Annotated in this window: 39 protein-coding genes (1 of these 39 only partly in view); 38 read left to right on the plus strand and 1 reads right to left on the minus strand. The window is 47.7% G+C overall.

Annotated elements, in window-relative coordinates; translation table 11 throughout:
* Positions 1–126 precede the first annotated feature (126 nt).
* From rplC to AB432_RS01600, 37 genes are all read left to right on the plus strand, one after another.
* Entirely contained in the window at positions 127–756 is a 630-nt protein-coding gene (gene rplC, locus AB432_RS01420; RefSeq protein WP_048035657.1) for a 50S ribosomal protein L3, read from the plus strand.
* A 20-nt stretch (positions 757–776) separates the two neighbouring features.
* Positions 777–1,400 (plus strand): 50S ribosomal protein L4, encoded by a 624-nt coding sequence (gene rplD / locus AB432_RS01425; protein ID WP_016742844.1) that lies wholly within the window; start codon positions 777–779, stop codon positions 1,398–1,400.
* Positions 1,400–1,690 carry a 50S ribosomal protein L23 gene (gene rplW, locus AB432_RS01430; RefSeq protein ID WP_007716243.1) on the plus strand — a complete coding sequence of 97 codons (291 nt, stop codon included), beginning with the start codon at positions 1,400–1,402 and terminating at the stop codon, positions 1,688–1,690. Before rplD ends, rplW begins: the two co-directional genes overlap by 1 nt.
* Positions 1,691–1,722: 32 nt before the next feature.
* Positions 1,723–2,553: a 50S ribosomal protein L2 gene (rplB, locus tag AB432_RS01435; RefSeq protein ID WP_012683985.1), complete on the plus strand. Its 831-nt coding sequence runs from the start codon at positions 1,723–1,725 to the stop codon at positions 2,551–2,553.
* Positions 2,554–2,602: 49 nt separating this feature from the next.
* Entirely contained in the window at positions 2,603–2,884 is a 282-nt protein-coding gene (gene rpsS, locus AB432_RS01440; protein WP_007716246.1) for a 30S ribosomal protein S19, read from the plus strand.
* A gap of 29 nt (positions 2,885–2,913) precedes the next feature.
* Positions 2,914–3,246 carry a 50S ribosomal protein L22 gene (rplV, locus tag AB432_RS01445; RefSeq protein ID WP_047074707.1) on the plus strand — a complete coding sequence of 111 codons (333 nt, stop codon included), beginning with the start codon at positions 2,914–2,916 and terminating at the stop codon, positions 3,244–3,246.
* 13 nt (positions 3,247–3,259) lie between these two features.
* Complete coding sequence (gene rpsC / locus AB432_RS01450; protein ID WP_048035658.1) at positions 3,260–3,922, plus strand: 30S ribosomal protein S3; 663 nt, start codon at positions 3,260–3,262, stop codon at positions 3,920–3,922.
* A gap of 2 nt (positions 3,923–3,924) precedes the next feature.
* Entirely contained in the window at positions 3,925–4,359 is a 435-nt protein-coding gene (gene rplP / locus AB432_RS01455) for a 50S ribosomal protein L16 (RefSeq protein WP_007716249.1), read from the plus strand.
* Positions 4,349–4,546 (plus strand): 50S ribosomal protein L29, encoded by a 198-nt coding sequence (gene rpmC, locus AB432_RS01460; RefSeq protein WP_012683988.1) that lies wholly within the window; start codon positions 4,349–4,351, stop codon positions 4,544–4,546. The genes rplP and rpmC overlap by 11 nt, the downstream gene beginning before the upstream one ends.
* 22 nt (positions 4,547–4,568) lie before the next feature.
* A complete protein-coding gene (gene rpsQ, locus AB432_RS01465; RefSeq protein ID WP_012683989.1) occupies positions 4,569–4,835 on the plus strand; it encodes a 30S ribosomal protein S17 in 267 nt (88 codons plus the stop codon).
* Between the two features lie 41 nt (positions 4,836–4,876).
* Positions 4,877–5,245, plus strand: coding sequence for a 50S ribosomal protein L14 (rplN, locus tag AB432_RS01470; RefSeq protein WP_012683990.1), 369 nt, complete (start codon positions 4,877–4,879; stop codon positions 5,243–5,245).
* A gap of 49 nt (positions 5,246–5,294) precedes the next feature.
* Entirely contained in the window at positions 5,295–5,609 is a 315-nt protein-coding gene (rplX, locus tag AB432_RS01475; protein WP_007716253.1) for a 50S ribosomal protein L24, read from the plus strand.
* A 26-nt stretch (positions 5,610–5,635) separates the two neighbouring features.
* Entirely contained in the window at positions 5,636–6,178 is a 543-nt protein-coding gene (gene rplE / locus AB432_RS01480) for a 50S ribosomal protein L5 (RefSeq protein ID WP_007716254.1), read from the plus strand.
* A 24-nt stretch (positions 6,179–6,202) separates the two neighbouring features.
* A complete protein-coding gene (locus tag AB432_RS01485; protein ID WP_007716256.1) occupies positions 6,203–6,388 on the plus strand; it encodes a type Z 30S ribosomal protein S14 in 186 nt (61 codons plus the stop codon).
* 27 nt (positions 6,389–6,415) lie between these two features.
* Positions 6,416–6,814, plus strand: coding sequence for a 30S ribosomal protein S8 (gene rpsH / locus AB432_RS01490; protein ID WP_048035659.1), 399 nt, complete (start codon positions 6,416–6,418; stop codon positions 6,812–6,814).
* Between the two features lie 35 nt (positions 6,815–6,849).
* Positions 6,850–7,386, plus strand: a complete 537-nt coding sequence (rplF, locus tag AB432_RS01495; protein WP_048035660.1) for a 50S ribosomal protein L6 — start codon at positions 6,850–6,852, stop codon at positions 7,384–7,386.
* A 32-nt stretch (positions 7,387–7,418) separates the two neighbouring features.
* On the plus strand, positions 7,419–7,781 hold the full coding sequence (rplR, locus tag AB432_RS01500) for a 50S ribosomal protein L18 (protein WP_047074697.1): 363 nt from the start codon (positions 7,419–7,421) through the stop codon (positions 7,779–7,781).
* Between the two features lie 18 nt (positions 7,782–7,799).
* Positions 7,800–8,297, plus strand: coding sequence for a 30S ribosomal protein S5 (rpsE, locus tag AB432_RS01505; RefSeq protein WP_007716268.1), 498 nt, complete (start codon positions 7,800–7,802; stop codon positions 8,295–8,297).
* 16 nt (positions 8,298–8,313) lie between these two features.
* Positions 8,314–8,499 carry a 50S ribosomal protein L30 gene (gene rpmD / locus AB432_RS01510; protein ID WP_012683995.1) on the plus strand — a complete coding sequence of 62 codons (186 nt, stop codon included), beginning with the start codon at positions 8,314–8,316 and terminating at the stop codon, positions 8,497–8,499.
* A gap of 33 nt (positions 8,500–8,532) precedes the next feature.
* A complete protein-coding gene (gene rplO, locus AB432_RS01515; protein ID WP_007716272.1) occupies positions 8,533–8,973 on the plus strand; it encodes a 50S ribosomal protein L15 in 441 nt (146 codons plus the stop codon).
* Positions 8,973–10,268, plus strand: a complete 1,296-nt coding sequence (gene secY, locus AB432_RS01520) for a preprotein translocase subunit SecY (protein ID WP_048035661.1) — start codon at positions 8,973–8,975, stop codon at positions 10,266–10,268. Before rplO ends, secY begins: the two co-directional genes overlap by 1 nt.
* Positions 10,269–10,328: 60 nt before the next feature.
* Positions 10,329–10,973 carry an adenylate kinase gene (locus tag AB432_RS01525; RefSeq protein ID WP_048035662.1) on the plus strand — a complete coding sequence of 215 codons (645 nt, stop codon included), beginning with the start codon at positions 10,329–10,331 and terminating at the stop codon, positions 10,971–10,973.
* A 6-nt stretch (positions 10,974–10,979) separates the two neighbouring features.
* Entirely contained in the window at positions 10,980–11,726 is a 747-nt protein-coding gene (gene map, locus AB432_RS01530; RefSeq protein WP_048035663.1) for a type I methionyl aminopeptidase, read from the plus strand.
* A gap of 118 nt (positions 11,727–11,844) precedes the next feature.
* The gene (infA, locus tag AB432_RS01535) at positions 11,845–12,063 is read left to right on the plus strand and encodes a translation initiation factor IF-1 (protein ID WP_003333772.1); all 219 of its coding nucleotides are present in this window, start codon (positions 11,845–11,847) and stop codon (positions 12,061–12,063) included.
* 34 nt (positions 12,064–12,097) lie between these two features.
* The gene (gene rpmJ / locus AB432_RS01540) at positions 12,098–12,211 is read left to right on the plus strand and encodes a 50S ribosomal protein L36 (RefSeq protein WP_003333770.1); all 114 of its coding nucleotides are present in this window, start codon (positions 12,098–12,100) and stop codon (positions 12,209–12,211) included.
* Between the two features lie 21 nt (positions 12,212–12,232).
* Positions 12,233–12,601 (plus strand): 30S ribosomal protein S13, encoded by a 369-nt coding sequence (gene rpsM / locus AB432_RS01545; RefSeq protein WP_012683999.1) that lies wholly within the window; start codon positions 12,233–12,235, stop codon positions 12,599–12,601.
* A gap of 16 nt (positions 12,602–12,617) precedes the next feature.
* Positions 12,618–13,019: a 30S ribosomal protein S11 gene (gene rpsK, locus AB432_RS01550; RefSeq protein WP_005828803.1), complete on the plus strand. Its 402-nt coding sequence runs from the start codon at positions 12,618–12,620 to the stop codon at positions 13,017–13,019.
* Positions 13,020–13,175: 156 nt separating this feature from the next.
* Positions 13,176–14,120, plus strand: coding sequence for a DNA-directed RNA polymerase subunit alpha (locus tag AB432_RS01555; RefSeq protein ID WP_005828801.1), 945 nt, complete (start codon positions 13,176–13,178; stop codon positions 14,118–14,120).
* A 56-nt stretch (positions 14,121–14,176) separates the two neighbouring features.
* The gene (gene rplQ / locus AB432_RS01560) at positions 14,177–14,536 is read left to right on the plus strand and encodes a 50S ribosomal protein L17 (RefSeq protein ID WP_012684000.1); all 360 of its coding nucleotides are present in this window, start codon (positions 14,177–14,179) and stop codon (positions 14,534–14,536) included.
* A gap of 168 nt (positions 14,537–14,704) precedes the next feature.
* The gene (locus AB432_RS01565) at positions 14,705–15,556 is read left to right on the plus strand and encodes an energy-coupling factor transporter ATPase (RefSeq protein ID WP_048035664.1); all 852 of its coding nucleotides are present in this window, start codon (positions 14,705–14,707) and stop codon (positions 15,554–15,556) included.
* Complete coding sequence (locus AB432_RS01570; protein WP_048036022.1) at positions 15,532–16,404, plus strand: energy-coupling factor transporter ATPase; 873 nt, start codon at positions 15,532–15,534, stop codon at positions 16,402–16,404. The genes AB432_RS01565 and AB432_RS01570 overlap by 25 nt, the downstream gene beginning before the upstream one ends.
* Positions 16,405–16,406: 2 nt before the next feature.
* Positions 16,407–17,204: an energy-coupling factor transporter transmembrane component T family protein gene (locus AB432_RS01575; RefSeq protein WP_012684003.1), complete on the plus strand. Its 798-nt coding sequence runs from the start codon at positions 16,407–16,409 to the stop codon at positions 17,202–17,204.
* On the plus strand, positions 17,201–17,935 hold the full coding sequence (gene truA / locus AB432_RS01580; protein ID WP_048035665.1) for a tRNA pseudouridine(38-40) synthase TruA: 735 nt from the start codon (positions 17,201–17,203) through the stop codon (positions 17,933–17,935). The genes AB432_RS01575 and truA overlap by 4 nt, the downstream gene beginning before the upstream one ends.
* A gap of 254 nt (positions 17,936–18,189) precedes the next feature.
* Positions 18,190–18,627, plus strand: coding sequence for a 50S ribosomal protein L13 (rplM, locus tag AB432_RS01585; RefSeq protein WP_012684005.1), 438 nt, complete (start codon positions 18,190–18,192; stop codon positions 18,625–18,627).
* Between the two features lie 20 nt (positions 18,628–18,647).
* Positions 18,648–19,040 (plus strand): 30S ribosomal protein S9, encoded by a 393-nt coding sequence (gene rpsI, locus AB432_RS01590; RefSeq protein WP_005828788.1) that lies wholly within the window; start codon positions 18,648–18,650, stop codon positions 19,038–19,040.
* Positions 19,041–19,164: 124 nt separating this feature from the next.
* Complete coding sequence (cwlD, locus tag AB432_RS01595) at positions 19,165–19,881, plus strand: N-acetylmuramoyl-L-alanine amidase CwlD (RefSeq protein WP_137031380.1); 717 nt, start codon at positions 19,165–19,167, stop codon at positions 19,879–19,881.
* Between the two features lie 111 nt (positions 19,882–19,992).
* Positions 19,993–21,105, plus strand: a complete 1,113-nt coding sequence (locus tag AB432_RS01600; RefSeq protein WP_048035667.1) for a P-loop NTPase — start codon at positions 19,993–19,995, stop codon at positions 21,103–21,105.
* Between the two features lie 52 nt (positions 21,106–21,157).
* Here AB432_RS01600 and gerD read toward each other — a convergent pair whose 3' ends face one another.
* Positions 21,158–21,811 (minus strand): spore germination lipoprotein GerD, encoded by a 654-nt coding sequence (gene gerD / locus AB432_RS01605; RefSeq protein ID WP_048035668.1) that lies wholly within the window; start codon positions 21,809–21,811, stop codon positions 21,158–21,160.
* 125 nt (positions 21,812–21,936) lie between these two features.
* On the opposite strand from gerD, the gene AB432_RS01610 reads away from it, so the two are divergent.
* A protein-coding gene (locus AB432_RS01610) for a KinB-signaling pathway activation protein (protein ID WP_048035669.1) crosses the window boundary here: on the plus strand, positions 21,937–22,499 show its 5' portion. 25 nt of this gene lie beyond the right edge of the window; the window shows 563 of its 588 coding nt (coding positions 1–563); the start codon lies at positions 21,937–21,939; the stop codon falls past the right edge of the window.

A 22,499-nucleotide genomic window follows, 5' to 3' on the forward strand; every position in this document is an offset into this window, starting at 1 on the left:
CAGACGTTGTCTTGATAAGCGTGTTACACCAAGCAACAAACCCTTAAAATGGCACCCCTGCGCATCGGTGGGGACTTGATACAACATAAAAACGTTTTACTGAAATAAGCACAGGAGGTGGCACAAATGACCAAAGGAATCTTAGGGAAAAAACTTGGCATGACTCAAGTTTTTGGTCCAAACGGAACAGCGACTGCTGTAACGGTCATCGAGGTTGGTTCCAACGTTGTTCTTCAGAAGAAAGACGTTGAGACTGACGGTTATGAAGCGATTCAAATCGGCTTCGAAGACAAAAAAGAACAGCGCGCTAACAAGCCGGAAAAAGGACATGCAGCAAAAGCTAATACTGCTCCTAAGCGCTTCGTTCGCGAAATTCGCGGAGTTAACCTCGCTGATTACGAGGTTGGTCAAGAGTTGAAGGCTGACATTTTTGCCGAGGGAGAAATGGTTGACGTAGCTGGCGTATCCAAGGGTAAAGGTTTCCAAGGTGCGATCAAACGTCACAATCAATCCCGCGGTCCTATGGCTCACGGTTCGCGTTACCATCGCGGTCCAGGTTCCATGGGTGCTGTAGCTCCGAACCGCGTATTTAAAGGTCAAACACTGCCAGGTCAAATGGGTGGCGACAACGTTACTATTCAAAACCTGGAAGTAATTAAAGTAGATGCAGAACGCAATCTGGTTCTCGTAAAAGGCTCCGTGCCTGGTCCGAAAAACAGCTGCGTACTGGTATCCACGGCAGTCAAGAAGAACTAGTAAGGAAAGGAGGAACTGACATGCCGAAAGTAGCTCTTTATAACCAAACCGGTTCTCAAGTTGGCGAAATCGATCTGGCAGACAGCGTATTTGGTATCGAGCCTAACAGCGCAGTTCTGTACGATGCGATCGTGATGCAACAAGCATCCCAACGCCAAGGTACACATGATGTAAAGAACCGTTCTGAAGTACGTGGTGGTGGCCGCAAGCCATGGCGCCAAAAAGGTACAGGTCGTGCACGCCAAGGTTCCATTCGCTCTCCGCAATGGAAAGGTGGCGGTGTTGTATTCGGTCCAACTCCGCGCAAATACGGTTACAAACTGAACCGTAAAGTTCGCCGTTTGGCTCTGAAATCTGCACTTTCCACGAAAGTACAAAACAACGAACTCCTGGTATTGGAAGCTCTGAACTTCGCAGCTCCTAAAACTAAGGAAATGACTGCTGTACTCAGCAGCCTGAAAGTAGATCGCAAAGTTCTGATCGTTACTTCCGAGTACGACCAAAACGTAGCGCTCGCTTCCCGCAATATCCCAGGTGCAAAAATCGTAGATGCTGCAGGCATTAACGTTCTTGATCTGGTAGCGCATGACAAAGTAATCGTGACGAAAGAAGCGGTTGCGAAAGTAGAGGAGGTGCTCGCATAATGAAGAGCCTTCATGATGTCCTTAAACGCCCTGTCATTACCGAGCGCACCACTGATATGATGGCTGAGAAGAAGTACGTTTTCGAAGTACCTCTCAAAGCCAACAAAACAGAAATCAAACAAGCTGTTGAAAAAGTATTTGGCGTAAAAGTAGAAGCAGTTAACACAGTTCGTGTACCTGCGAAACCAAAACGCTACGGAAAATACTCCGGTTACACGTCCGAGTGGAAGAAAGCAATCGTTAAGCTGACTGATGACAGCAAAGAATTGGCCTTCTACGAGGGAGTATAACCTCGACGACTACCGAAAAGGAGGGTATTAACATGGGTATCAAAAAGTTTAAACCGACTTCTCCTGGTCGTCGCCAAATGACGGTTTCTACTTTCGAGGAGATCACCACGTCGACTCCCGAAAAATCCTTGTTGGCGCCTCTCAGCAAAAAAGCTGGTCGCAACAACCAAGGTAGAATTACCGTTCGTCATCAAGGTGGCGGTCATAAACGTAAATACCGTATTATTGACTTCAAACGTAACAAAGATGGTATCATTGGTCGCGTAGCAACCATTGAATACGATCCAAACCGTTCCGCTAACATCGCTCTGATCAACTATGCAGACGGTGAAAAGCGTTACATTATCGCTCCACACAACCTGAAAGTGGGCGACCAGATTGTATCCGGAGCAGATGCCGACATCAAAATCGGTAACGCACTGCCAATGGAGAAAATCCCGGTAGGTACTACTATCCACAACATCGAGCTGAAACCTGGTAAAGGCGGCCAATTGGTGCGCGCTGCTGGTACATCTGCTCAATTGCTTGGTCGTGATGGTGAGTTCGTAATCGTTCGCCTGTCTTCCGGTGAAACACGCCGCATCCACAACGTATGCCGTGCTACTATCGGTCAAGTAGGTAACCTGGATCACGAACTGTTGAACATTGGTAAAGCAGGACGTTCCCGCTGGTTGGGTATCCGTCCAACTGTTCGCGGTAGCGTAATGAACCCGAATGATCACCCACACGGTGGTGGTGAAGGTCGCGCTCCAATCGGTCGTAAAGCACCTGTTACTCCTTGGGGTAAACCAACCCTGGGTCTCAAGACTCGTAAGAAGAAGAACAAGTCCGACCAATACATCATCCGCCGCCGCAAGAAGTAAGGTAGGCTGATACTATAACCGAACGCCTTTGGCGAAGGGAGGTTCACTAATGGGACGTAGCTTAAAAAAGGGTCCTTTCGTGGATGACCACTTGATGAAAAAAGTTGACGAGCAAAATGAAAAGAACGAGAAACGCGTGATCAAAACTTGGTCTCGCCGTTCCACCATCTTTCCTGACTTCGTAGGACACACGTTTGCAGTTTACGATGGCCGCAAACATGTACCAGTTTACGTATCGGAAGACATGGTTGGTCATAAATTGGGTGAATTCGCACCAACTCGTACCTTCAAGGGTCACGTCGACAACGACAAGAAGTCCAAGAAGCGCTAATTTTCTCTTGACAGAGAGGAGGTACAAAGATGGAAGCAAAAGCAGTTGCACGCAATATTCGCATCGCGTCTCGTAAAGTCCGCCTGGTGGTAGACTTGATCAGAGGCAAGCAAGTAGGTGAAGCTTTGGCGATCTTGAAACACACGCCAAAGGCAGCTTCTCCAGTTGTTGAAAAACTACTGAAGTCGGCTATTGCAAACGCTGAGCACAACTATGAGATGGATCCAAACAGTCTCGTAGTGGGTAAAATCTTCGTAGACCAAGGTCCTACGTTGAAGCGTTTCCGTCCGCGCGCTATGGGTCGCGCTAGCCGCATCCATAAACGCACGAGCCACATCACAGTGGTACTAAACGAGAAATAAGGAGGGATTACGTGTGGGTCAAAAGGTAAGCCCGGTAGGTCTTCGGATCGGTGTCATTCGTGACTGGGAGTCCAAATGGTACGCTGACAAGGACTTCGCAACTCTGTTGCACGAAGACTTGAAAATCCGTAAGTATGTAAAAGGGCGTCTGAAAGATGCTGCTGTATCCACGATCGAAATCGAACGCGCAGCTAATCGCGTGAACGTTACGATTCACACCGCTAAGCCTGGTATGGTAATTGGTAAAGGTGGAGCTGAGGTTGAAACTCTGCGTAAATCTTTGACTGAGCTGACTGGCAAACGCGTTCATATCAATATCAACGAAATCAAACGTCCGGATCTGGATGCTACTCTGGTAGCTGAAAATATTGCACGCCAATTGGAAAACCGCATTTCTTTCCGCCGTGCGCAAAAGCAATCGATCACTCGTACGCTGCGCTCTGGTGCTAAAGGTATCAAAACCTTGGTAAGCGGTCGTCTTGGCGGCGCGGACATCGCACGTTCTGAAGGTTACAGCGAAGGTACTGTTCCACTTCACACATTGCGCGCTGACATCGACTACGGTACTGCTGAAGCACATACCACTTATGGTCGCATCGGTGTTAAAGTGTGGATCTATCGTGGAGAAGTCCTTCCAGCGAGAAAGAACGTCGCTACTGAGGAAGGAGGCAAGTAATCATGTTGACGCCAAAACGCGTGAAACACCGTAAACAACACCGCGGGAAAATGGCTGGTAACGCAAAAGGCGGTACTACTGTTGCGTTCGGTGAATACGGATTGCAAGCAATGGAGCCATCTTGGGTAACTAACCGTCAGATCGAGGCAGCTCGTATCGCGATGACTCGTTACATCAAACGTGGTGGTAAAGTTTGGATTAAAATTTTCCCAGATAAACCAGTAACACAAAAACCGCTCGAAGTCCGCATGGGTTCCGGTAAAGGTTCTCCTGAGAAATGGGTAGCGGTAGTGAAGCCAGGCAAGATCATGTTCGAACTTGCTGGTGTTCCTGAAGAAGTCGCTCGCGAAGCTATGCGTCTGGCTATGCACAAACTGCCAATCAAGTGCAAGTTCGTGAAGCGTGAAGAAGTGGGTGGTGACGCACATGAAGGCTAATGAGTACCGTAATTTGACCACTGCCGAGATCGAACAAAACGTTACTTCTTTGAAAGAAGAGTTGTTCAACCTTCGTTTCCAGCTGGCTACGGGTCAACTCGAAACCACATCTCGTATTAAACAAGTGCGTAAGGATATTGCTCGTGCGAAAACCGTCCTGCGCCAGAGAGAATTGGGAATCGGCTAATTATAGGAAGGAGGTTTGAACGATGACCGCAGATCGCAATATGCGTCGAACAGTTGTAGGTCGCGTTGTTTCCGACAAGATGGATAAAACCATTGTTGTTCTTGTTGAAACTTACAAGACACATCCTTTGTACGGCAAACGCATGAAATTCTCGAAAAAGTTCAAGGCTCACGACGAGAACAACACGGCAAAAGTGGGCGACATCGTAGAAATCATGGAAACTCGTCCATTGTCGAAAGACAAGCGTTTCCGTTTGGTACGTATCGTCGAAGAGGCAGTAATCGTATAAGTCAGATTTTCGGATATTAATTCCGAAAGGAGGAACAGTAAATGATCCAAACTCAGACGAGATTGGCTGTTGCTGACAACTCCGGTGCAAAGGAACTCATGTGCATCAAGGTTCTGGGTGGTTCCGGTCGTAAAACGGCGAACATCGGTGATGTTATCGTGTGCTCCGTAAAATCCGCTACACCCGGCGGCGTTGTCAAGAAAGGTCAAGTAGTTAAAGCGGTAGTAGTACGCACAGTAAGCGGCGTTCGTCGTAACGATGGTTCTTACATCCGTTTCGATGAAAATGCAGCTGTAGTTATCAAAGACGATCAATCCCCACGTGGTACTCGTATCTTTGGACCTGTGGCTCGTGAGCTCCGCGATAAGGATTTCATGAAGATCATCTCTCTGGCTCCAGAGGTTATCTAATTGAACGGCAAAACTCAGGCAGTTTGTTCGATAGGAGGTGCACCAAGCGATGCACGTTAAAAAAGGCGACACTGTTATCGTAAATGCGGGCAAAGATAAAGGCAAAAAAGGTCGCGTTCTCGCTGCTTATCCAAAGAAAGAACGCGTTCTGGTTGAAGGTATCAACCTCGTGAAGAAACATAGCCGTCCGTCCCAAGCTAACCCGCAAGGTGGCATTGTGACTCAAGAAGCAGCTATTCACGTATCCAACGTATCTTTGATCGATCCGAAGTCCGGAAAAGCTACTCGCATCGGTTACAAAGTTTTGGATAACGGCAAGAAAGTTCGGTACGCGAAAAAGTCTGGCGAAGTACTCGACAAGTAGTCAGGTTGGAAAGGAGGATATCCTAGATGGCAACAAGATTGAAAGAAAAGTATACGAGCGAAATCGTGCCTGGTTTGATGAGCAAGTTCAACTACACTTCCATCATGCAAGTGCCGAAAGTAGAAAAGATCATCATCAATATGGGTGTTGGCGAAGCGGTAGCTAACGCTAAGTCCTTGGATACTGCAATTGAAGACCTGCAAATCATCGCTGGTCAAAAGCCTGTAGTAACAAAGGCTAAGAAATCCATCGCGGGTTTCAAATTGCGTGAAGGTATGCCGATCGGTGCGAAGGTAACTCTGCGCGGCGAGCGTATGTACCACTTCCTCGATAAATTGATGAACGTATCTCTCCCGCGTGTTCGTGACTTCCGTGGAATTTCTTCCAAGGCTTTTGACGGTCGCGGTAACTATACACTTGGTCTGAAGGAACAACTGATCTTCCCTGAGATCGAGTACGATAAAATTGATAAAGTTCGTGGTATGGACATCGTTATTGTTACTTCCGCGAAAACGGATGAGGAAGCTCGTGAGTTGCTGACTCAAATGGGTATGCCATTCCGTAAATAAACCCACTCGTAAGGAGGGAAGAATGTGGCAAAGAAATCAATGATCATCAAGCAACAGCGGGAGCCGAAGTTTGCAGTACGCGCGTACACTCGTTGCGAGCGTTGCGGACGTCCTCACTCCGTATTGCGCAAATTCAAACTCTGCCGTATTTGCTTCCGTGAACTTGCTTATAAAGGTCAAATTCCAGGCGTGAAAAAAGCAAGCTGGTAATTTGAAACGGGAAGGAGGTTTTCTCTCATGGTTATGACTGATCCAATCGCAGATATGTTGACTCGCATCCGTAACGCCAACATGGTTCGCCACGAGAAGGTGGAAATCCCGGCGTCTACCATCAAGAAGGAAATCGCGCGCATTCTGAAAGAAGAAGGCTTCATCCGCGATGCGGAGTTTGTTGAAGACAACAAACAAGGAATCATCCGCGTATTCCTGAAGTACGGTACTAACAACGAGCGCGTCATCACAGGTCTGAAGCGTATCTCCAAACCAGGTCTTCGTGTATATGCGAAAAACAACGAAGTGCCAAAGGTTTTGGGTGGCCTCGGTTGCGCGATCATCTCTACATCCACTGGTGTAATGACTGACAAGCAAGCTCGTCAAGCTCATGTAGGTGGAGAAGTTCTCGCATACATTTGGTAATTAACAGATTGTAAATAGCACAGGAGGTGCACCACATGTCTCGTGTCGGTAGAAAACCGATCGTGGTCCCTGCAGGCGTTACCCTCACTCTGAACGGTACTGAGCTGACGGTAAAGGGCCCTAAGGGTCAACTCGTTCGTAGCTTCCATGAAGATATCAAAATCAACATCGCTGAAAACGAAGTAATCGTTGAGCGTCCAAGCGATAACAAACTTCACCGTTCCCTGCATGGTACAACTCGTGCGCTGGTATCCAACATGGTAACTGGCGTATCTGAAGGTTTCACTCGTACCCTGGAACTGGTCGGTGTAGGTTACCGTGCTGCCAAGTCTGGCAACGGTGTTACTCTCTCTCTTGGTTTCTCCCACCCAGTGGAAGTTACTCCAGAAGAGGGTATCGAAATCGATGTACCAAACCAAACCACTTTGGTGGTAAAAGGTATCAACAAAGAGCGCGTAGGCCAAATTGCTGCTGAAATCCGTTCTCTGCGTAAACCTGAGCCATACAAAGGTAAAGGTATCAAGTACAGCGATGAAGTTGTTCGTCGTAAAGAAGGTAAAAAAGGTAAATAAGCTTCTAGCTTCATGAGAAAGGAGGCCGCTTAATGTTTACGAAAGCTGATAAAAACAAAGCTCGGAAAAAACGCCACCTGCGAATCCGCAAACGCGTGATTGGTTCTACCATTCGCCCGCGTCTAAACGTTTTCCGTTCTTCTAAGCATATCTACGCTCAATTGATCGATGATGCAACTGGCGTAACACTGGTATCTGCATCTTCTTTGGATAAAGAGCTGGGCCTGAAAAATGGCGCTAACGTGGAAGCTGCTACAGCTGTTGGCACACTGATCGCTAAGCGTGCACAAGAAAAAGGTGCGACAGAAGTGATTTTTGACCGCGGTGGTTACATTTATCATGGACGTATTAAAGCACTGGCAGAAGCAGCTCGTGAAGCTGGTCTGCAATTCTAACAACAAGGAGGGTAAGGAATGCGTATCGACCCTAGCAAATTAGAGCTCGAAGAAAAAGTAGTCGCAGTTAACCGTGTAGCAAAAACGGTTAAAGGTGGACGTCGTATGAGCTTCAGCGCCTTGGTTGTTGTGGGAGACCGTAACGGCCACGTAGGTGCTGGTATGGGTAAAGCTCAAGAAGTTCCAGACGCCATTCGCAAAGCGATTGACGATGCTAAGAAAAAATTGATCCGTGTACCGATGAGAGGAACAACTGTTCCGCACCAAGTACTGTGCCAATTTGGCGCTGGTAAGGTTCTCATCAAGCCTGCTGCCCCTGGTACAGGTGTTATCGCTGGTGGACCTGTTCGTGCCGTACTCGAACTGGCTGGTGTAGGCGATATTTTGAGTAAGTCTCTTGGTTCCAACAATCCTATCAACATGGTCAACGCTACGCTGGAAGGTCTCGGCCGTCTGAAAACAGCGGAAGATGTCGCGAAATTGCGCGGTAAGACTGTTGACGAGTTGTTGGGTTAATAAGGAGGGAATGAACATGGCAAAATTGCAAATCACCCTCAAACGCAGCCTGATCGGACGTACAGTAGATCAGCAAGACACTGTAAAAGCTCTGGGTCTTCGCAAAATCAACTCCACTGTAGTGAAGGAAGACAATCCTGCAATTCGTGGAATGGTTTTCAAAGTGAAGCACTTGGTAGAAGTGAAAGAAGTAGAAGCTTAATTGAACATCTCAATTAGTTAGGAGGTGCAACGTATGAAATTGCATGAACTGCAACCTGCAGAAGGATCCCGTCACACTCGTAAGCGCATCGGTCGCGGTATTGGTAGCGGTACTGGCAAAACTGCTGGTAAAGGTCACAAAGGTCAAAACGCTCGTTCCGGCGGAGGTGTTCGTCCTGGATTCGAGGGTGGTCAAAACCCATTGTACCGTCGTCTGCCTAAGCGTGGTTTCACTAACATCAGCCGCAAAGAATTTGCGATTGTTAGCTTGGACGCGCTGAACCGTTTCGAAGAGGGCACTGTAGTAACACCTGAGCTGTTGAAAGAAACTGGTGTTATCAGCGCGCTGCGCGACGGTGTTAAGGTTCTTGCTAACGGTGAACTGACTGTGAAGCTGACTGTTAAAGCTCACAAGTTCTCCGGAGCTGCTGCTGAGAAGATCGCACAAGTCGGTGGAACAACCGAGGTGATCTAATGTTAGCGTCCTTAACTAACATTTTTAAAATTAGCGACCTACGTCGCAAGATCCTTTTTACGCTCATGATGCTGGTCGTTTTCCGGATCGGAAGCTTTGTGCCAGTTCCTAACGTAAATGTCGAGTTGTTTCAGCAGAATACAAACCAACTACTGGGCTTGTTGAACACCTTCTCAGGTGGAGCACTGCAAAACTTCTCGATTTTTGCCATGGGTATCATGCCGTACATTACGGCATCGATTATCATGCAGCTGATGTCCATGGATGTTGTGCCTAAGCTTACGCAATGGGCTCGTGAAGGGGAAGTTGGTCGTCGCAAGATTGCCACCGTTACCCGTTACGCTACCATCATCCTTGGTTTGATTCAGTCTGTAGGGATGACGATTGGATTCAACAATATGGCGCCTGGTTTGCTAAACGACACGTCGGTTAGCAGCTATGCACTCATTGCGTTGACTTTGACAGCTGGGACCGCATTCATGATGTGGATGGGGGAACAGATTACGGAAAAGGGTATCGGTAACGGGATTTCGATCCTGATCGTTGCCGGGATCGTTGCTGGATTGCCTAATGCAGCTGCGACGATTTACACCACGATGTTTGGTGATCCATCTGTAAACATCTTTTTCAGCATCGTCAAAGTTCTGCTTATCCTATTGGTGGTCCTCGCCATTATTGTCGGGGTTATCTTTATGCAGCAAGGTCTTCGTAAGATTCCAGTGCAATATGCGAAACGAGTGGTTGGACGCAAAATGTACGGTGGTCAATCTACCCACATTCCGCTGAAAATTAACTCTGCTGGTGTTATTCCTGTTATCTTTGCGGTATCGCTGGTAATGTTCCCGTCAACGATTGCTCAGTTCTGGGTGGATGCATCTGGACAAGGATTTGCTAACTGGATTTATCAGAACTTCCAAGTCAACAAACCATTAGGAATGACGCTTTACGCTATCTTGATTCTCGGATTCACCTACTTCTACACATTCGTACAGATCAATCCTGTACAAATGGCAGAAAACATGAGAAAAAATGGCGGTTACATTCCTGGTATCCGACCTGGTAAAAACACTGAGGTATTCATTACTCGTACATTAAACCGTTTAACATTGGCGGGCGCTTTGTTCCTGATGACAATTGCCATTTTGCCATTCTTCTTCGGTAGTATTGCAAACTTGCCGCAATCCATTTTCATCGGCGGTACATCGCTGTTGATCGTGGTCGGGGTATGCTTGGATACAATGAAGCAGATTGAAAGTCAGATGATCAAACGCCACTACCAAGGGTTTATTAAGTAATGACTTGGATGTTTACAGAAAAGCATCTGTAGCTTTTTTGATGGGACGGAGGGAATGGACGTGAATATAATTCTGATGGGACTGCCTGGAGCCGGTAAAGGGACACAGGCAGAACGTATCGTAAAAGAGTTTGACATCCCGCACATTTCGACTGGCGACATGTTCCGAGCTGCGGTCAAAAACGAAACGCCGCTCGGACTAGAGGCTAAATCCTACATGGATAAAGGTCATCTCGTCCCAGACGAGGTCGTCATTGGTATTGTGCGGGAGCGCCTTTCGATGGATGACTGCGCAAAGGGATTCCTCTTAGATGGTTTTCCGCGCACAGTTCCTCAGGCGGAAGCGTTGACAGCTACAGTAAAAGAGCTGGGACGCGAAATTGACCATGTAATTAACATCAACGTTCAACGCGAGCAATTGATTGAACGTCTGACCGGTCGCTGGATCTGCCCTGTTTGCGGTGCTAGCTATCACACGATGTTCAATCCTCCAAAAGAGGCTGGCGTATGTGATAAAGATGGTGGTAAGCTGTATCAGCGTGATGACGACAAGATCGAAGTGGTAACACAACGCCTTGACGTAAATATCGCTCAAACACAGCCACTTATCGACTACTACTCCGCACAGGAACTTCTGCGAGATATCGATGGAGAACAAGATATCCAGGTAGTGTTTGCGGAAATTAAGTCTTTGTTGCGAGGGTAATTGCGAATGATTATCCTAAAGTCGAAAGCAGAACTTGAGGTTATGCGCGAAGCTGGTCGTATCGTCGCACTCACCCATCAAGAACTGGCCAAGGCGATCAAGCCTGGTGTCACGACGAAGCAGCTAGACGAAATTGCCGAGACCTTTATTCGAAGCATGGGAGCAATTCCATCGTTTAAAGGCTATGGTGGCTTTTCAGGAAGTATCTGTGCTTCAGTCAATGAAGAACTCGTACACGGGATCCCAGGTAAACGGGCGTTGCAAGAAGGAGACATTATCAGTATCGACATTGGTGCCCAGTTTCAGGGTTACCATGGCGACTCCGCTTGGACGTATCCGGTCGGTCAGATTTCAACAGAAAACCAGAAGCTGCTCAGAGTAACGGAAGAGTCATTGTACAAGGGGCTTGAAAAAGCTGTTCCGGGTGGACGCTTATCCGATATCTCTCATGCGATTCAGGTTCATGCAGAAGCTGCCGGCTTCACACTCGTTCGCGAGTATGTGGGGCATGGGATCGGGCAAAACTTGCACGAAGATCCGCAGGTTCCTAACTACGGACCTCCTGATCGAGGACCGCGGTTAAAACCAGGCATGGTGTTGGCAATTGAGCCAATGGTAAATGCCGGCGAACGTTATGTCCGCACATTGGAGGACAATTGGACGGTAGTAACAGTGGATCGGAAAACTTGTGCTCATTTTGAACACACCATCGCGATTACGGAAGATGGCTATGAGATTTTTACACGGACATAAAAACGGTAGTTCCGAACGGTTCGGGATTGTCGTCCAACGTGTCGACGATAAGTTCGTTGTGTGATCATTTCGCAAAACTCATGGTCCGACTGAAGAGCAGAAGAAAGGAGAGTTTACCATGGCAAAAGATGATGTAATTGAGGTGGAAGGTACGGTAATCGAACCTTTGCCAAATGCTATGTTTCGAGTAGAATTAGAGAATGGACATAAAGTCCTTGCTCACGTCTCAGGAAAAATCCGCATGCACTTTATCCGTATCCTGCCGGGGGATAAAGTAACTGTTGAACTGTCGCCGTACGACTTAACCCGCGGACGTATTACGTACCGCTATAAATAGTAAGCAAAACCCCTAGAAAAGGGAGGCAAGAACCATGAAAGTGAGACCTTCGGTTAAACCGATCTGCGAGAAATGCAAGGTTATCCGTCGCAAAGGTAACGTAATGGTTATTTGTGAAAATCCGAAGCATAAGCAAAAACAAGGGTAAACAAGGAGGTGCTTTTGACACATGGCACGTATTGCAGGCGTAGACTTGCCGCGCGAAAAACGCGTTGAAGTTGCTCTTACCTACATTTTTGGTATTGGCCGCCCCACGTCTCAAAAAATTCTGTCCGCTACTGGCGTAGACATGAACACTCGTGTTCGCGATCTGACAGAAGATGAAGTGAACAAACTTCGTGAGTACATCGACAAAACTGTGAAGGTGGAAGGTGACCTCCGTCGTGAGATCTCCCTCAACATCAAGCGTCTGATGGAAATCGGTTGCTTCCGTGGCATCCGTCATCGTCGTGGACTTCCAGTTCGCGGTCAACGTTCTAAAACAAATGCTCGTACGCGTAAAGGTCCACGCCGTACAGTAGCAAACAAGAAGAAGTAAAGGAGGGTAATCTGACATGGCGAAAAGAAAACAAGCTACAGCAACTCGTACCCGTCGTCGTGACCGTAAGAATGTTGAAGTCGGCGTAGCACACATCCGCTCAACTTTCAACAATACGATTGTCACTATCACGGATCCACACGGTAACGCGATCTCTTGGTCCAGTGCTGGTTCCCTCGGCTTCAAAGGCTCCCGTAAAAGCACTCCATTTGCTGCGCAAATGGCTGCTGAAGCGGCTGCACGCGTTGCTATGGAACACGGTATGCGTTCCCTTGAAGTATCGGTAAAAGGCCCAGGTGCTGGTCGTGAAGCTGCGATCCGTTCCCTGCAAGCAACTGGTCTTGAAGTGAACATGATTAAAGACGTGACGCCAATTCCGCACAACGGTTGCCGTCCACCAAAACGTCGCCGCGTGTAACTGGTTTATATCGTTCAGAACATGTCCATACTAGAATGGTAAATTCTGATTTATAGCTTGTCATGCACGCAAACGGTAAACCGCCGGGGAAATTCCTGAGTGGGCACGTATGCGGCCCACCCAAGGATTTCGACGTTTTGAAGGAGGGTTTGTTTAATGATAGAAATAGAAAAACCAAAAATCGAGGTTGTGGAAGTTAGCGACGACAACTCGTATGGAAAGTTTGTTGTAGAACCTCTAGAGCGCGGATACGGAACTACCCTTGGCAACTCGCTGAGACGAATTCTTCTTTCGTCCTTGCCAGGCGCGGCAGTTCGTACTGTTCAAATCGATGGGGTTCTTCACGAATTCTCTACGGTTGAAGGCGTCGTTGAAGATGTAACCGAGATCATCCTGAACATCAAAGGCTTGGCGCTGAAGATCCATTCCGATGAAGAAAAAGTAATCGAGATCGATGCAGAAGGCGAAGGCGTTGTCAAAGCGGGAGATATCCGTGCTGACAGTGATGTGGAGGTCTTAAACCCTGATCTTCATATTGCAACGTTGGCCAATGGCGGTCGTCTGCATATCCGCATGACAGCTGGACGTGGTCGTGGTTATGTTCAATCTGACGGAAACAAATCTGAGGATCTGCCTATTGGTGTGATTCCGATTGATTCGATCTACACGCCGATCAAGCGCGTTAACTATCAAGTGGAAAATACCCGTGTAGGGCAAATGACCAACTATGACAAGTTAACACTTGAGGTTTGGACTAACGGTAGCATCAGTCCGGAAGAAGCCGTGAGTCTCGGCGCAAAAATCATGACGGAGCACCTGAACTTGTTCGTTGGTCTGACTGACGAGGCGAAGGATGCAGAAATCATGGTAGAGAAGGAAGAGGACAAGAAAGAGAAAGTCTTGGAGATGACTATCGAAGAGCTCGATCTTTCCGTTCGTTCCTACAACTGCTTGAAGCGTGCCGGTATTAATACCGTGCAAGAGCTGACGCAGAAGACCGAAGAGGACATGATGAAAGTACGCAATCTGGGGCGCAAATCTCTTGAAGAAGTTCAAGAAAAGTTAGCTGAACTGGGCTTGTCCCTGCGCAGTGACGATTAGAATAGCAAACCAAGAGGCAAACTTTTGTTCTCTCGATTAAGAGGGAGGTAAACCACATGGCACAACGTAAATTGGGTCGTCGTAGCTCAGCTCGTAAAGCGCTGTTCCGCGACTTGGTAACAGACCTGATCATCAACGAGCGCATCGAAACTACAGAGATGAAGGCGAAAGAACTGCGCCCAATCGCTGAGAAAATGATCACGCTCGCGAAACGTGGCGATCTGCATGCTCGCCGTCAAGTTGCTGCTTTCGTTCGCAAAGAAGTTGCGAATGCTGAAGGCCGCGATGCTGTTCAAAAACTGTTCGATGAAATCGCTCCTCGCTTCAAAGAGCGCAACGGTGGATACACTCGTATCCTGAAAGCCGGCCCTCGCCGTGGCGACGCTGCTCCAATGGCGTACATCGAATTCGTTTAATACATGTAAATTGGTCGTTTACTGAGGTTTTAAGCCTGGTAGATTACCGCGAAAAGGGTGGGGGCAGATCTGGTCATAGGCTGGACTCTGATTCAACCCTTTTTTCCTTTCTCATCGAAATCCTGCTAGTCAGTTCCCTGTGAAGGCTGGGGAGGTTGTGAATGCCTCATGAATGAAGATAACCTGCTGGCATTGCGAGATGTTTCTTATACCTACGATGGTGAGGATGGCCAACGGGTTCCGGTATTACAAGGTGTTGACCTTACCATTCAAAAAGGTTCCTTTGTATCCGTACTAGGTCACAACGGTTCCGGCAAATCAACGATGGCAAAGCTGATGAATGCTCTGTTGCTTCCAGAAGGCGGCACAGTACTTATCAGTGGAATGGATACGAAAGATGGGGAGCAGCTTTGGGAAATCCGACGACATGTTGGCATGGTCTTTCAGAACCCGGACAATCAGATTGTTGGGGCTACAGTGGAAGATGATGTCGCCTTTGGCCTAGAAAACATGGGTGTGGACCCCAAAGAGATGCGAGAACGCATTGATGAGGCGCTCGTTTCTGTAGGGATGGAGTCTTATTTACAGGCACAACCACATCGTCTGTCTGGGGGTCAAAAGCAACGAGTGGCGATCGCAGGGATTATGGCGATGCGTCCTTCTGTCATCATCTTGGATGAAGCGACAGCGATGCTTGATCCACAAGGGAGAATGGAAGTGCTGAATCTGGCTCGTCAACTGAACCGTGACGAGGGACTCACGATCATCAACATTACCCACTTTCCGGAAGAAGCCATCTATTCGGATAAGGTCATCGTTATGAATGCGGGTGAGGTCCTGATGGAAGGTAAGCCAACTGAAGTGTTTAATGAGGTAGATCGATTGAAACAGGTGGGACTTGATGTGCCATTTGCCGTTCGACTTCGACACGCACTTCAATCCAAAGGGATTGATTTACCGTTTGTCCTGCATCAAGAGGAGCTGGTGGAGCACGTATGCAAATTACTTTTGACCAAGTAAGCCATATCTACGCAAAGGGAACACCGTTCGAACGAGTTGCCTTACACAATATTTCGCTGACGATTCCATCCGGTTCGTTTGTCGGAATTATTGGCCACACGGGCTCAGGTAAGTCAACGCTGATTCAGCACTTGAACGGTTTGCTGATGCCTAGTTCAGGGCAGATTACCCTGGGTGATGCGGTCATTACTCCAAAGCGGCGATTACCCCATGCTCAAAGGCGCGATATTGGGCTCGTCTTTCAATATCCTGAACATCAGTTGTTTGAAGAAACGGTTGCGAAGGATGTTGCTTTTGGACCACTCAATTTTGACTTGCCAACGGAAATGGTGGAAGCCCGCGTAAAGGAGTCCCTTGAAATTGTTGGCCTAGATTATGCCACGATCAAGGATCGCTCGCCGTTTCATTTGAGTGGCGGGCAAATGCGACGTGTTGCTTTGGCTGGTGTTCTTGCCATGCAGCCGAAGGTTCTGGTATTGGATGAACCAACTGCGGGCCTTGATCCTGCGGGACGAGTAACGATTCTGGAAGGGATCTACCGGATTCATCGGGAACAAAACCTCACGACACTATTGGTCACGCACAGCATGGAAGAGGCAGCCCGCTATGCAGACTATTTGCTTGTGATGGCACAAGGCCAAGTAGCTTTGCAGGGTAAGCCGGAAGATGTATTCATGCATGTGGACCGTCTCCGAGAGCTGTCTTTGGATGTACCGGAAACGGTGGCTCTTGTATCGCAAATGAATCAAATGCTGCCGGACAAGGCTAGTCTGCCGAGCTCCCTTTATCGGGAGGAAGAGCTGATTGCCCATCTGCTGGAACGACTGTCCGTACCAAAGGAGGGCTAGGCATGCTGCAGAATATCGCAATTGGTCAATACGTACCAGGGCAATCTTTTTTACATCGTGCAGATCCGCGAAGCAAGCTTCTCTTCATCATCCTTTTTGCTACCTTGATTTTTCTGGCTAACAATACGGTAACCTACGCCATACTCATTGGTTTTACCTTGTATGCTGCACTTCTTTCTAGGCTTTCATTGTCCTATATATTAAAAAGCTTAAAGCCAGTCTGGATCCTGATTTTATTTACCGTCGTCTTGCATATTTTTATTACGAAAGGCGGAACGGTCTACTTTCAGTGGGGATGGTTTACAGTAGAAGAACAGGGAGTTCGCCAGGCGATCTTCATTTCTTTGCGCTTGGGACTTTTGATTCTCATTAGTTCCTTGCTAACACTGACCACCTCTCCAATCGATTTGACGGAGGGTTTGGAGCGTTTACTAGGACCACTAGGGAAGATCGGCATACCGGTTCATGATATAGCCCTGATGATGTCAATTGCACTCCGGTTCATTCCGACCCTGATGGAAGAAACGGATAAGATCATCAAGGCGCAGACCGCCAGAGGAGCCAATTTCACCAGTGGTAGTCTCGTACGCAGAGCCAAGAACCTGATTCCGATCGCTATCCCATTGTTCGTTAGTGCGTTTCGGCGTGCTGAAGAGCTGGCTTTGGCGATGGAAGCTCGTGGCTATCGCGGGGGAGTGGGTAGAACGCGGCTGAATAAGCTGACGTTTACTTGGCGTGATGGAATCGTAGCTGTTGTGAGTGTGATCTTGGTAATCGTGATTGGATGGTGGCGTACATGAAGCGACTGCGATGTGTATTAGCATATGACGGAACTGACTTCAGTGGTTTTCAGGTACAGCCAGATCAAGTAACGGTCCAGGGTGAAATTGAAGCCGCATTGAATCGGGTTACCGGAGAAGATATTCAAGTCTTCGGGTCGGGCCGGACAGATGCGGGCGTTCATGCACGAGGTCAAGTGATTCACTTTGACACGTCGAGTAACATTCCGATGGATAAATGGCGGTTTGTGTTGAACAATCAATTGCCTGATTCTATTGTCATTCGGACAGTCGAAGAGGTCGATGCCTCTTTTCATGCGCGTTTTGACGTGCAAGTAAAAGAATATCGATATTGCATCGACAACAATCCAGTGGCAGATGTATTTCGACATCGTTACGCCGACCATGTCCGGTTTCCGTTAGATGTGGACGCGATGCAGCAGGCTGCTCATTATTTGGTGGGTGAACATGATTTTACTTCCTTTTGCTCGGCAAAAACATTCGTCGAGGACAAGGTTCGGACTGTGTACGGGCTCACCGTGGAAAAAATCGGACACGAGGTATGGGTGACATGCCGAGGCAATGGTTTTTTGTACAACATGGTTCGAATTATTGTGGGGACTTTGGTTGAAGTAGGGCAAGGAAAAAGAAGCCCTGCTGAACTGAGGGAAATCCTCGCGGCATGTGATCGGGAAAAGGCAGGTAAGACAGCACCAGCCAAGGGTCTGACCATGTGGGAAGTTGTCTACTAGTTCTCTGATTTCCAACTATTAGACGAACGAGCAGCACTTGACTAAGGGGCGTCTATGTAGTACGATATTCCTTGGTATTTTAACCCCGCCTAGCCCCACTCTAGCCCCGGGATTGAAAGACAAGATCGTGAATACATGGAACACCTGGAAGAGTTGCTCACCCGTAACAGCAATTATCTTCCATTGCAAGTTTCGGTTGTTTTGGTTATAAGTAGATGGATATGTGTTAGGTAAGATATTTAGGAGGGACAAAAATGCGTACCACATATATGGCGAAACCGCTCGAAGTTGAGCGCAAATGGTACATCGTTGACGCTGAAGGCCAAACGCTGGGTCGTCTGGCGAGCGAAGTAGCTTCTATCCTGCGCGGAAAATTGAAACCAGAATTCACTCCTCACGTTGACGCTGGCGATTTCGTAATCGTAATCAACGCTGACAAAGTGAAATTGACTGGTAACAAACTGAATGACAAAATTTACTACACTCACTCCCTGTATCCAGGTGGTTTGAAAAAGACCACTGCTGGCGCAATGCTGAACAAACGCCCAGATCGTATGTTCGAACTGGCGGTAAAAGGCATGCTGCCTAAAAACAGCCTGGGACGTCAAATGTTCACCAAGCTGAAAGTATACGCTGGAACTGAGCATCCACACGCAGCACAAAAACCAGAAGTTTGGCAAATTCGCGGTTAAGGTAAAGGGAGGAAATATACGTGGCACAAGTACAATACTACGGTACAGGTCGTCGTAAGCACTCCGTAGCACGCGTTCGCCTGGTTCCAGGTGAAGGTCGCATCGTGATCAACAAGCGTGAAATGGATACTTACTTTGGTTTGGAAACACTGAAATTGATCGTAAAACAACCACTCGTTCTGACTGAAACTCTTGGTCGTTACGATGTATTGGTTAACGTAAACGGCGGCGGAACCACTGGTCAAGCTGGTGCAATCCGTCACGGCGTTGCTCGCGCTCTGCTGAAAGCAGATCCGGAACTGCGCGGCGCTCTGAAACGCGCTGGCTTCCTGACTCGCGATCCTCGTATGAAAGAACGTAAGAAATACGGCTTGAAAGCAGCTCGTCGCGCACCTCAATTCTCCAAGCGCTAATTGCTGTTCGATACAACCCCTTGTCTGTTCGCAGGCAGGGGGTTTTTCCTTTTCACAAACGGGTATATTTGTCCATGTTTGTCCATATGATGGAACGAGAATGGGACAAAGGGGACGATACACTGTGACACGAAAAGGAGTAGGCTGGATATTGGCTTTTGCGGTACTCATGCTGTTGTTCACCTACGAAGCGCCTGATCGCTCTTCCTGGCAGGCATGGTCGTTGCCGTTGACGGGAACGGTCATAGCCATTGACCCTGGGCATGGGGGAATAGACGGCGGTGCCGTTTCCAAAGCTGGGGATGTGGTGGAGAAAGAAGTGACGTTGGCCATTAGCATGTACTTGCGGGATTTCCTTCAGCAGTCAGGAGCGTTTGTAGTTATGACGAGGGAGGAAGACAAGGATTTGGCGAGTCCAGATGCGGCGCAGGCACGCAAACGAAAATCTGAGGATATCCGAAACCGAGTAAGGCTGGTCAATGATAGTACACCGGATTTTTTGGTCAGTATACACGTCAATTCCATCCCTTCTCCGAAATGGTCGGGTGCACAGACTTTTTATTCCCCTAGCTTCAAAAAGAGCGCAGAAGTTTCTTATTTGATACAAGATGAAATCAAACGGGTGATCGGTCATACAGATCGGGTTCCGAGTAAGACGAATAATGTGTTCTTGATTCGGGAGGTAAACTGCCCGGCCGTTTTGGTAGAAGTAGGCTTTGTCAGCAATACGGAGGAGGCAAAGCGACTTCAGAGCGTTGAATACCAAAAGGCTATGGCAAATGCCATTTATCAGGGGATCTTACGTCAGTACTCGGGAGAAAAAGCACCAATTACACCTTAAGAGGGCGGTGGTCGTGTCCCTACCGCCCGAATATGCTATAATGAACGCGCATACGCTGTCGTTATACCAGCATGGAAATGTTTGAAAAGATCATAGATGAGGTGAACCAGAATGTTGACCAGAGAACAGGTTCTCGAAGCACTACGCGATGTAAAAGACCCTGAAATTAATCGTAGCTTGGTCGAGCTCAACATGATTCGGGATATCCATATTGAAGGCAAGACAGTAAGCCTCACGGTCGTTCTGACGATTTCGGGCTGTCCACTCAAAGCCAAGATCGAGGACGATGTCATCGCAGCTGTGAAAGCGTTAGGAGCCGAAGAAGTACGCCTGCAATTCGGATCAATGACAGACGAGGAACGTGCTGCTCTGTCTGCCCAGCTTCGGAAGAACCAAGGTGGGCAAACACATAACATGGCACCGGGACAAGCTCCCCTCTTGAACCCGATCTTGGCGAAGGATTCAAATACGACCTTTATTGCGGTCACTTCCGGAAAAGGTGGCGTCGGAAAATCGACGGTGACAGTGAACCTGGCTGTTGCGCTCGCGCGTTTAGGAAAAAAAGTGGGCATTATCGACGCAGACATTTACGGCTTTAGTGTGCCCGATATGATGAATATTGAACAACGTCCAACGGTAATTGGTGAAACCATTCTGCCTGTTGAAAAGCAAAACGTAAAGGTTATGTCCATGGGCTTTTTTGTGGAGGATAACTCTCCGATCATTTGGCGAGGCCCTATGTTAGGTAAAATGCTGCGTAACTTTTTCACGGAAGTACACTGGGGTGAAGAATTGGATTACCTCTTGTTGGACTTGCCTCCAGGAACGGGTGATATGGCCCTCGACGTACACACCATGATTCCGCAAAGCATGGAGATTGTGGTAACGACTCCTCATGCTACTGCAGCGTTTGTAGCAGCTCGCGCAGGAGCTATGGCAAAACGGACTGGTCATGAAATCCTCGGTATTGTGGAGAACATGGCGTGGTACGAAGCAAAGGATGGTTCGAAAGAGTACGTATTCGGGCGTGGTGGAGGGGCTAAGCTTGCCGAGACATTGGCATGTGAGTTGCTCGCTCAAATTCCACTGGGCCAACCAGATAATCATCCATCTGAACCTGATTATTCCCCATCGATTTATGGAGAAAAGACGGAAATTGGTCAGCTGTACATCGATATGGCCAAACGTGTCATAGAAAAATGCGGGGAAGCTGTCAAACAATAATATCCAAGAAGATGAAAAAGGTGGGCTCTGCAATAGAGCTCACCTTTGCGTTTTAGGAGGAAGGGTTGCCGCCGCCACCACCACCGCCGCCACCGGAACCTCCACCACCTTCTTTTCCCTTTCCTTTTTTCTTCGGCTTCAGTTCCTTTGGTTTTGTCATGTCCTCGGAAACTTTGGTCATGATCTTCATGAGTTCAGCCTGGAACAAAGGACTTTGCAGGGATTCCTTCATCACTTGCATGGTTTGTTGTCGATAAGCAGAGCTTTTCATCAGGTCCATCAAATTTTTCTCAAATTCAGGGTCTTTCATTACGCTTATAAGCTCTTTTTGGTATTCAGGGTCCTTCATCAGGTCCTTCATTAGCGTTTTTTGCTCGTTCTTCATGGATTTCGCCATGGCGCTTGCAAACTTAGGGTCTTTAAACGCCTCTTTGATGTGCGTGCTATTGGGATTCGTCATGCTTTGAATCAAAGTTGTCCGTACTGTCGATTCGTCGAGCATCAGATTTTGTTTAAACTTTTCGTCCTTCATCATCTTACTTACAGATTGCTTCGCTTCGTCCGTCTGCAATATGTCCAGCACCATGTCTTTGACGTTTTTATAATCAGGCTGAGACGAACTTTGTGCTTGTCCGCTACCCCCGCAACTGGTCAGCACCAGACAGAAAAGAGCGGTTAACCAAAAAGACATTGTCTTTTTTCTCATGGGGTGGACACCTCCTTCTTTACTCTGCCTACAAGTAACGTGTGCATTTTGTTTTGTTCTTACGCTAGTATTTTCTTGTATCCATTGGTACAATCATATTCGATGTGGATGGGAGGGAATACTTGGTGAGTTTACGTAAGTATGGATGGCTTTTTATTACCACGCTCTTGCTTGGGGGATTAGGTGGGATCCTGGTTGCCCTTATTTTTTATTTAGACAAGCTGCTCGTAGGAAGTACGGGTAACTTTTTTGTCGGCTTGTTCATGTATCTACTGTATGGAATGACCATTAGTATTGTGGCTCAGATGGGTTTTTTTGCGTATATGACGATTAATTATTTCGCTAAAACGATATTTAAAACACCTTCCCTGTGGAAAAGTGTCCAAGTATTTCTTATTTTGTTTGTCTTTTTCGATATGATTTATCTACGCTATACGTCCTTCGGTGAAGGAAAAGGATTTGGCACGTACTTTATTGAGCCAACGCTATTATTGATTGTCGCTATTGTTACCGCATATGGAAAAGTGAGTCTGACCAATAAATCTGCATGGATACCGACGACGTTCTTTATGTTTGTCGTTACGGCACTAGAATGGATTCCGGCATTGAAGGAAGATAATGTGCGTGCCACTTTGTCCATGCTTGTCCCACTATTGTTTTGTAACGTCTGGCAAGTCATGCAATTGCA

Origin of the sequence: Brevibacillus brevis (genome assembly GCF_001039275.2) — a bacterium.
Classification (GTDB): Bacteria; Bacillota; Bacilli; order Brevibacillales; family Brevibacillaceae; genus Brevibacillus; species Brevibacillus brevis_C.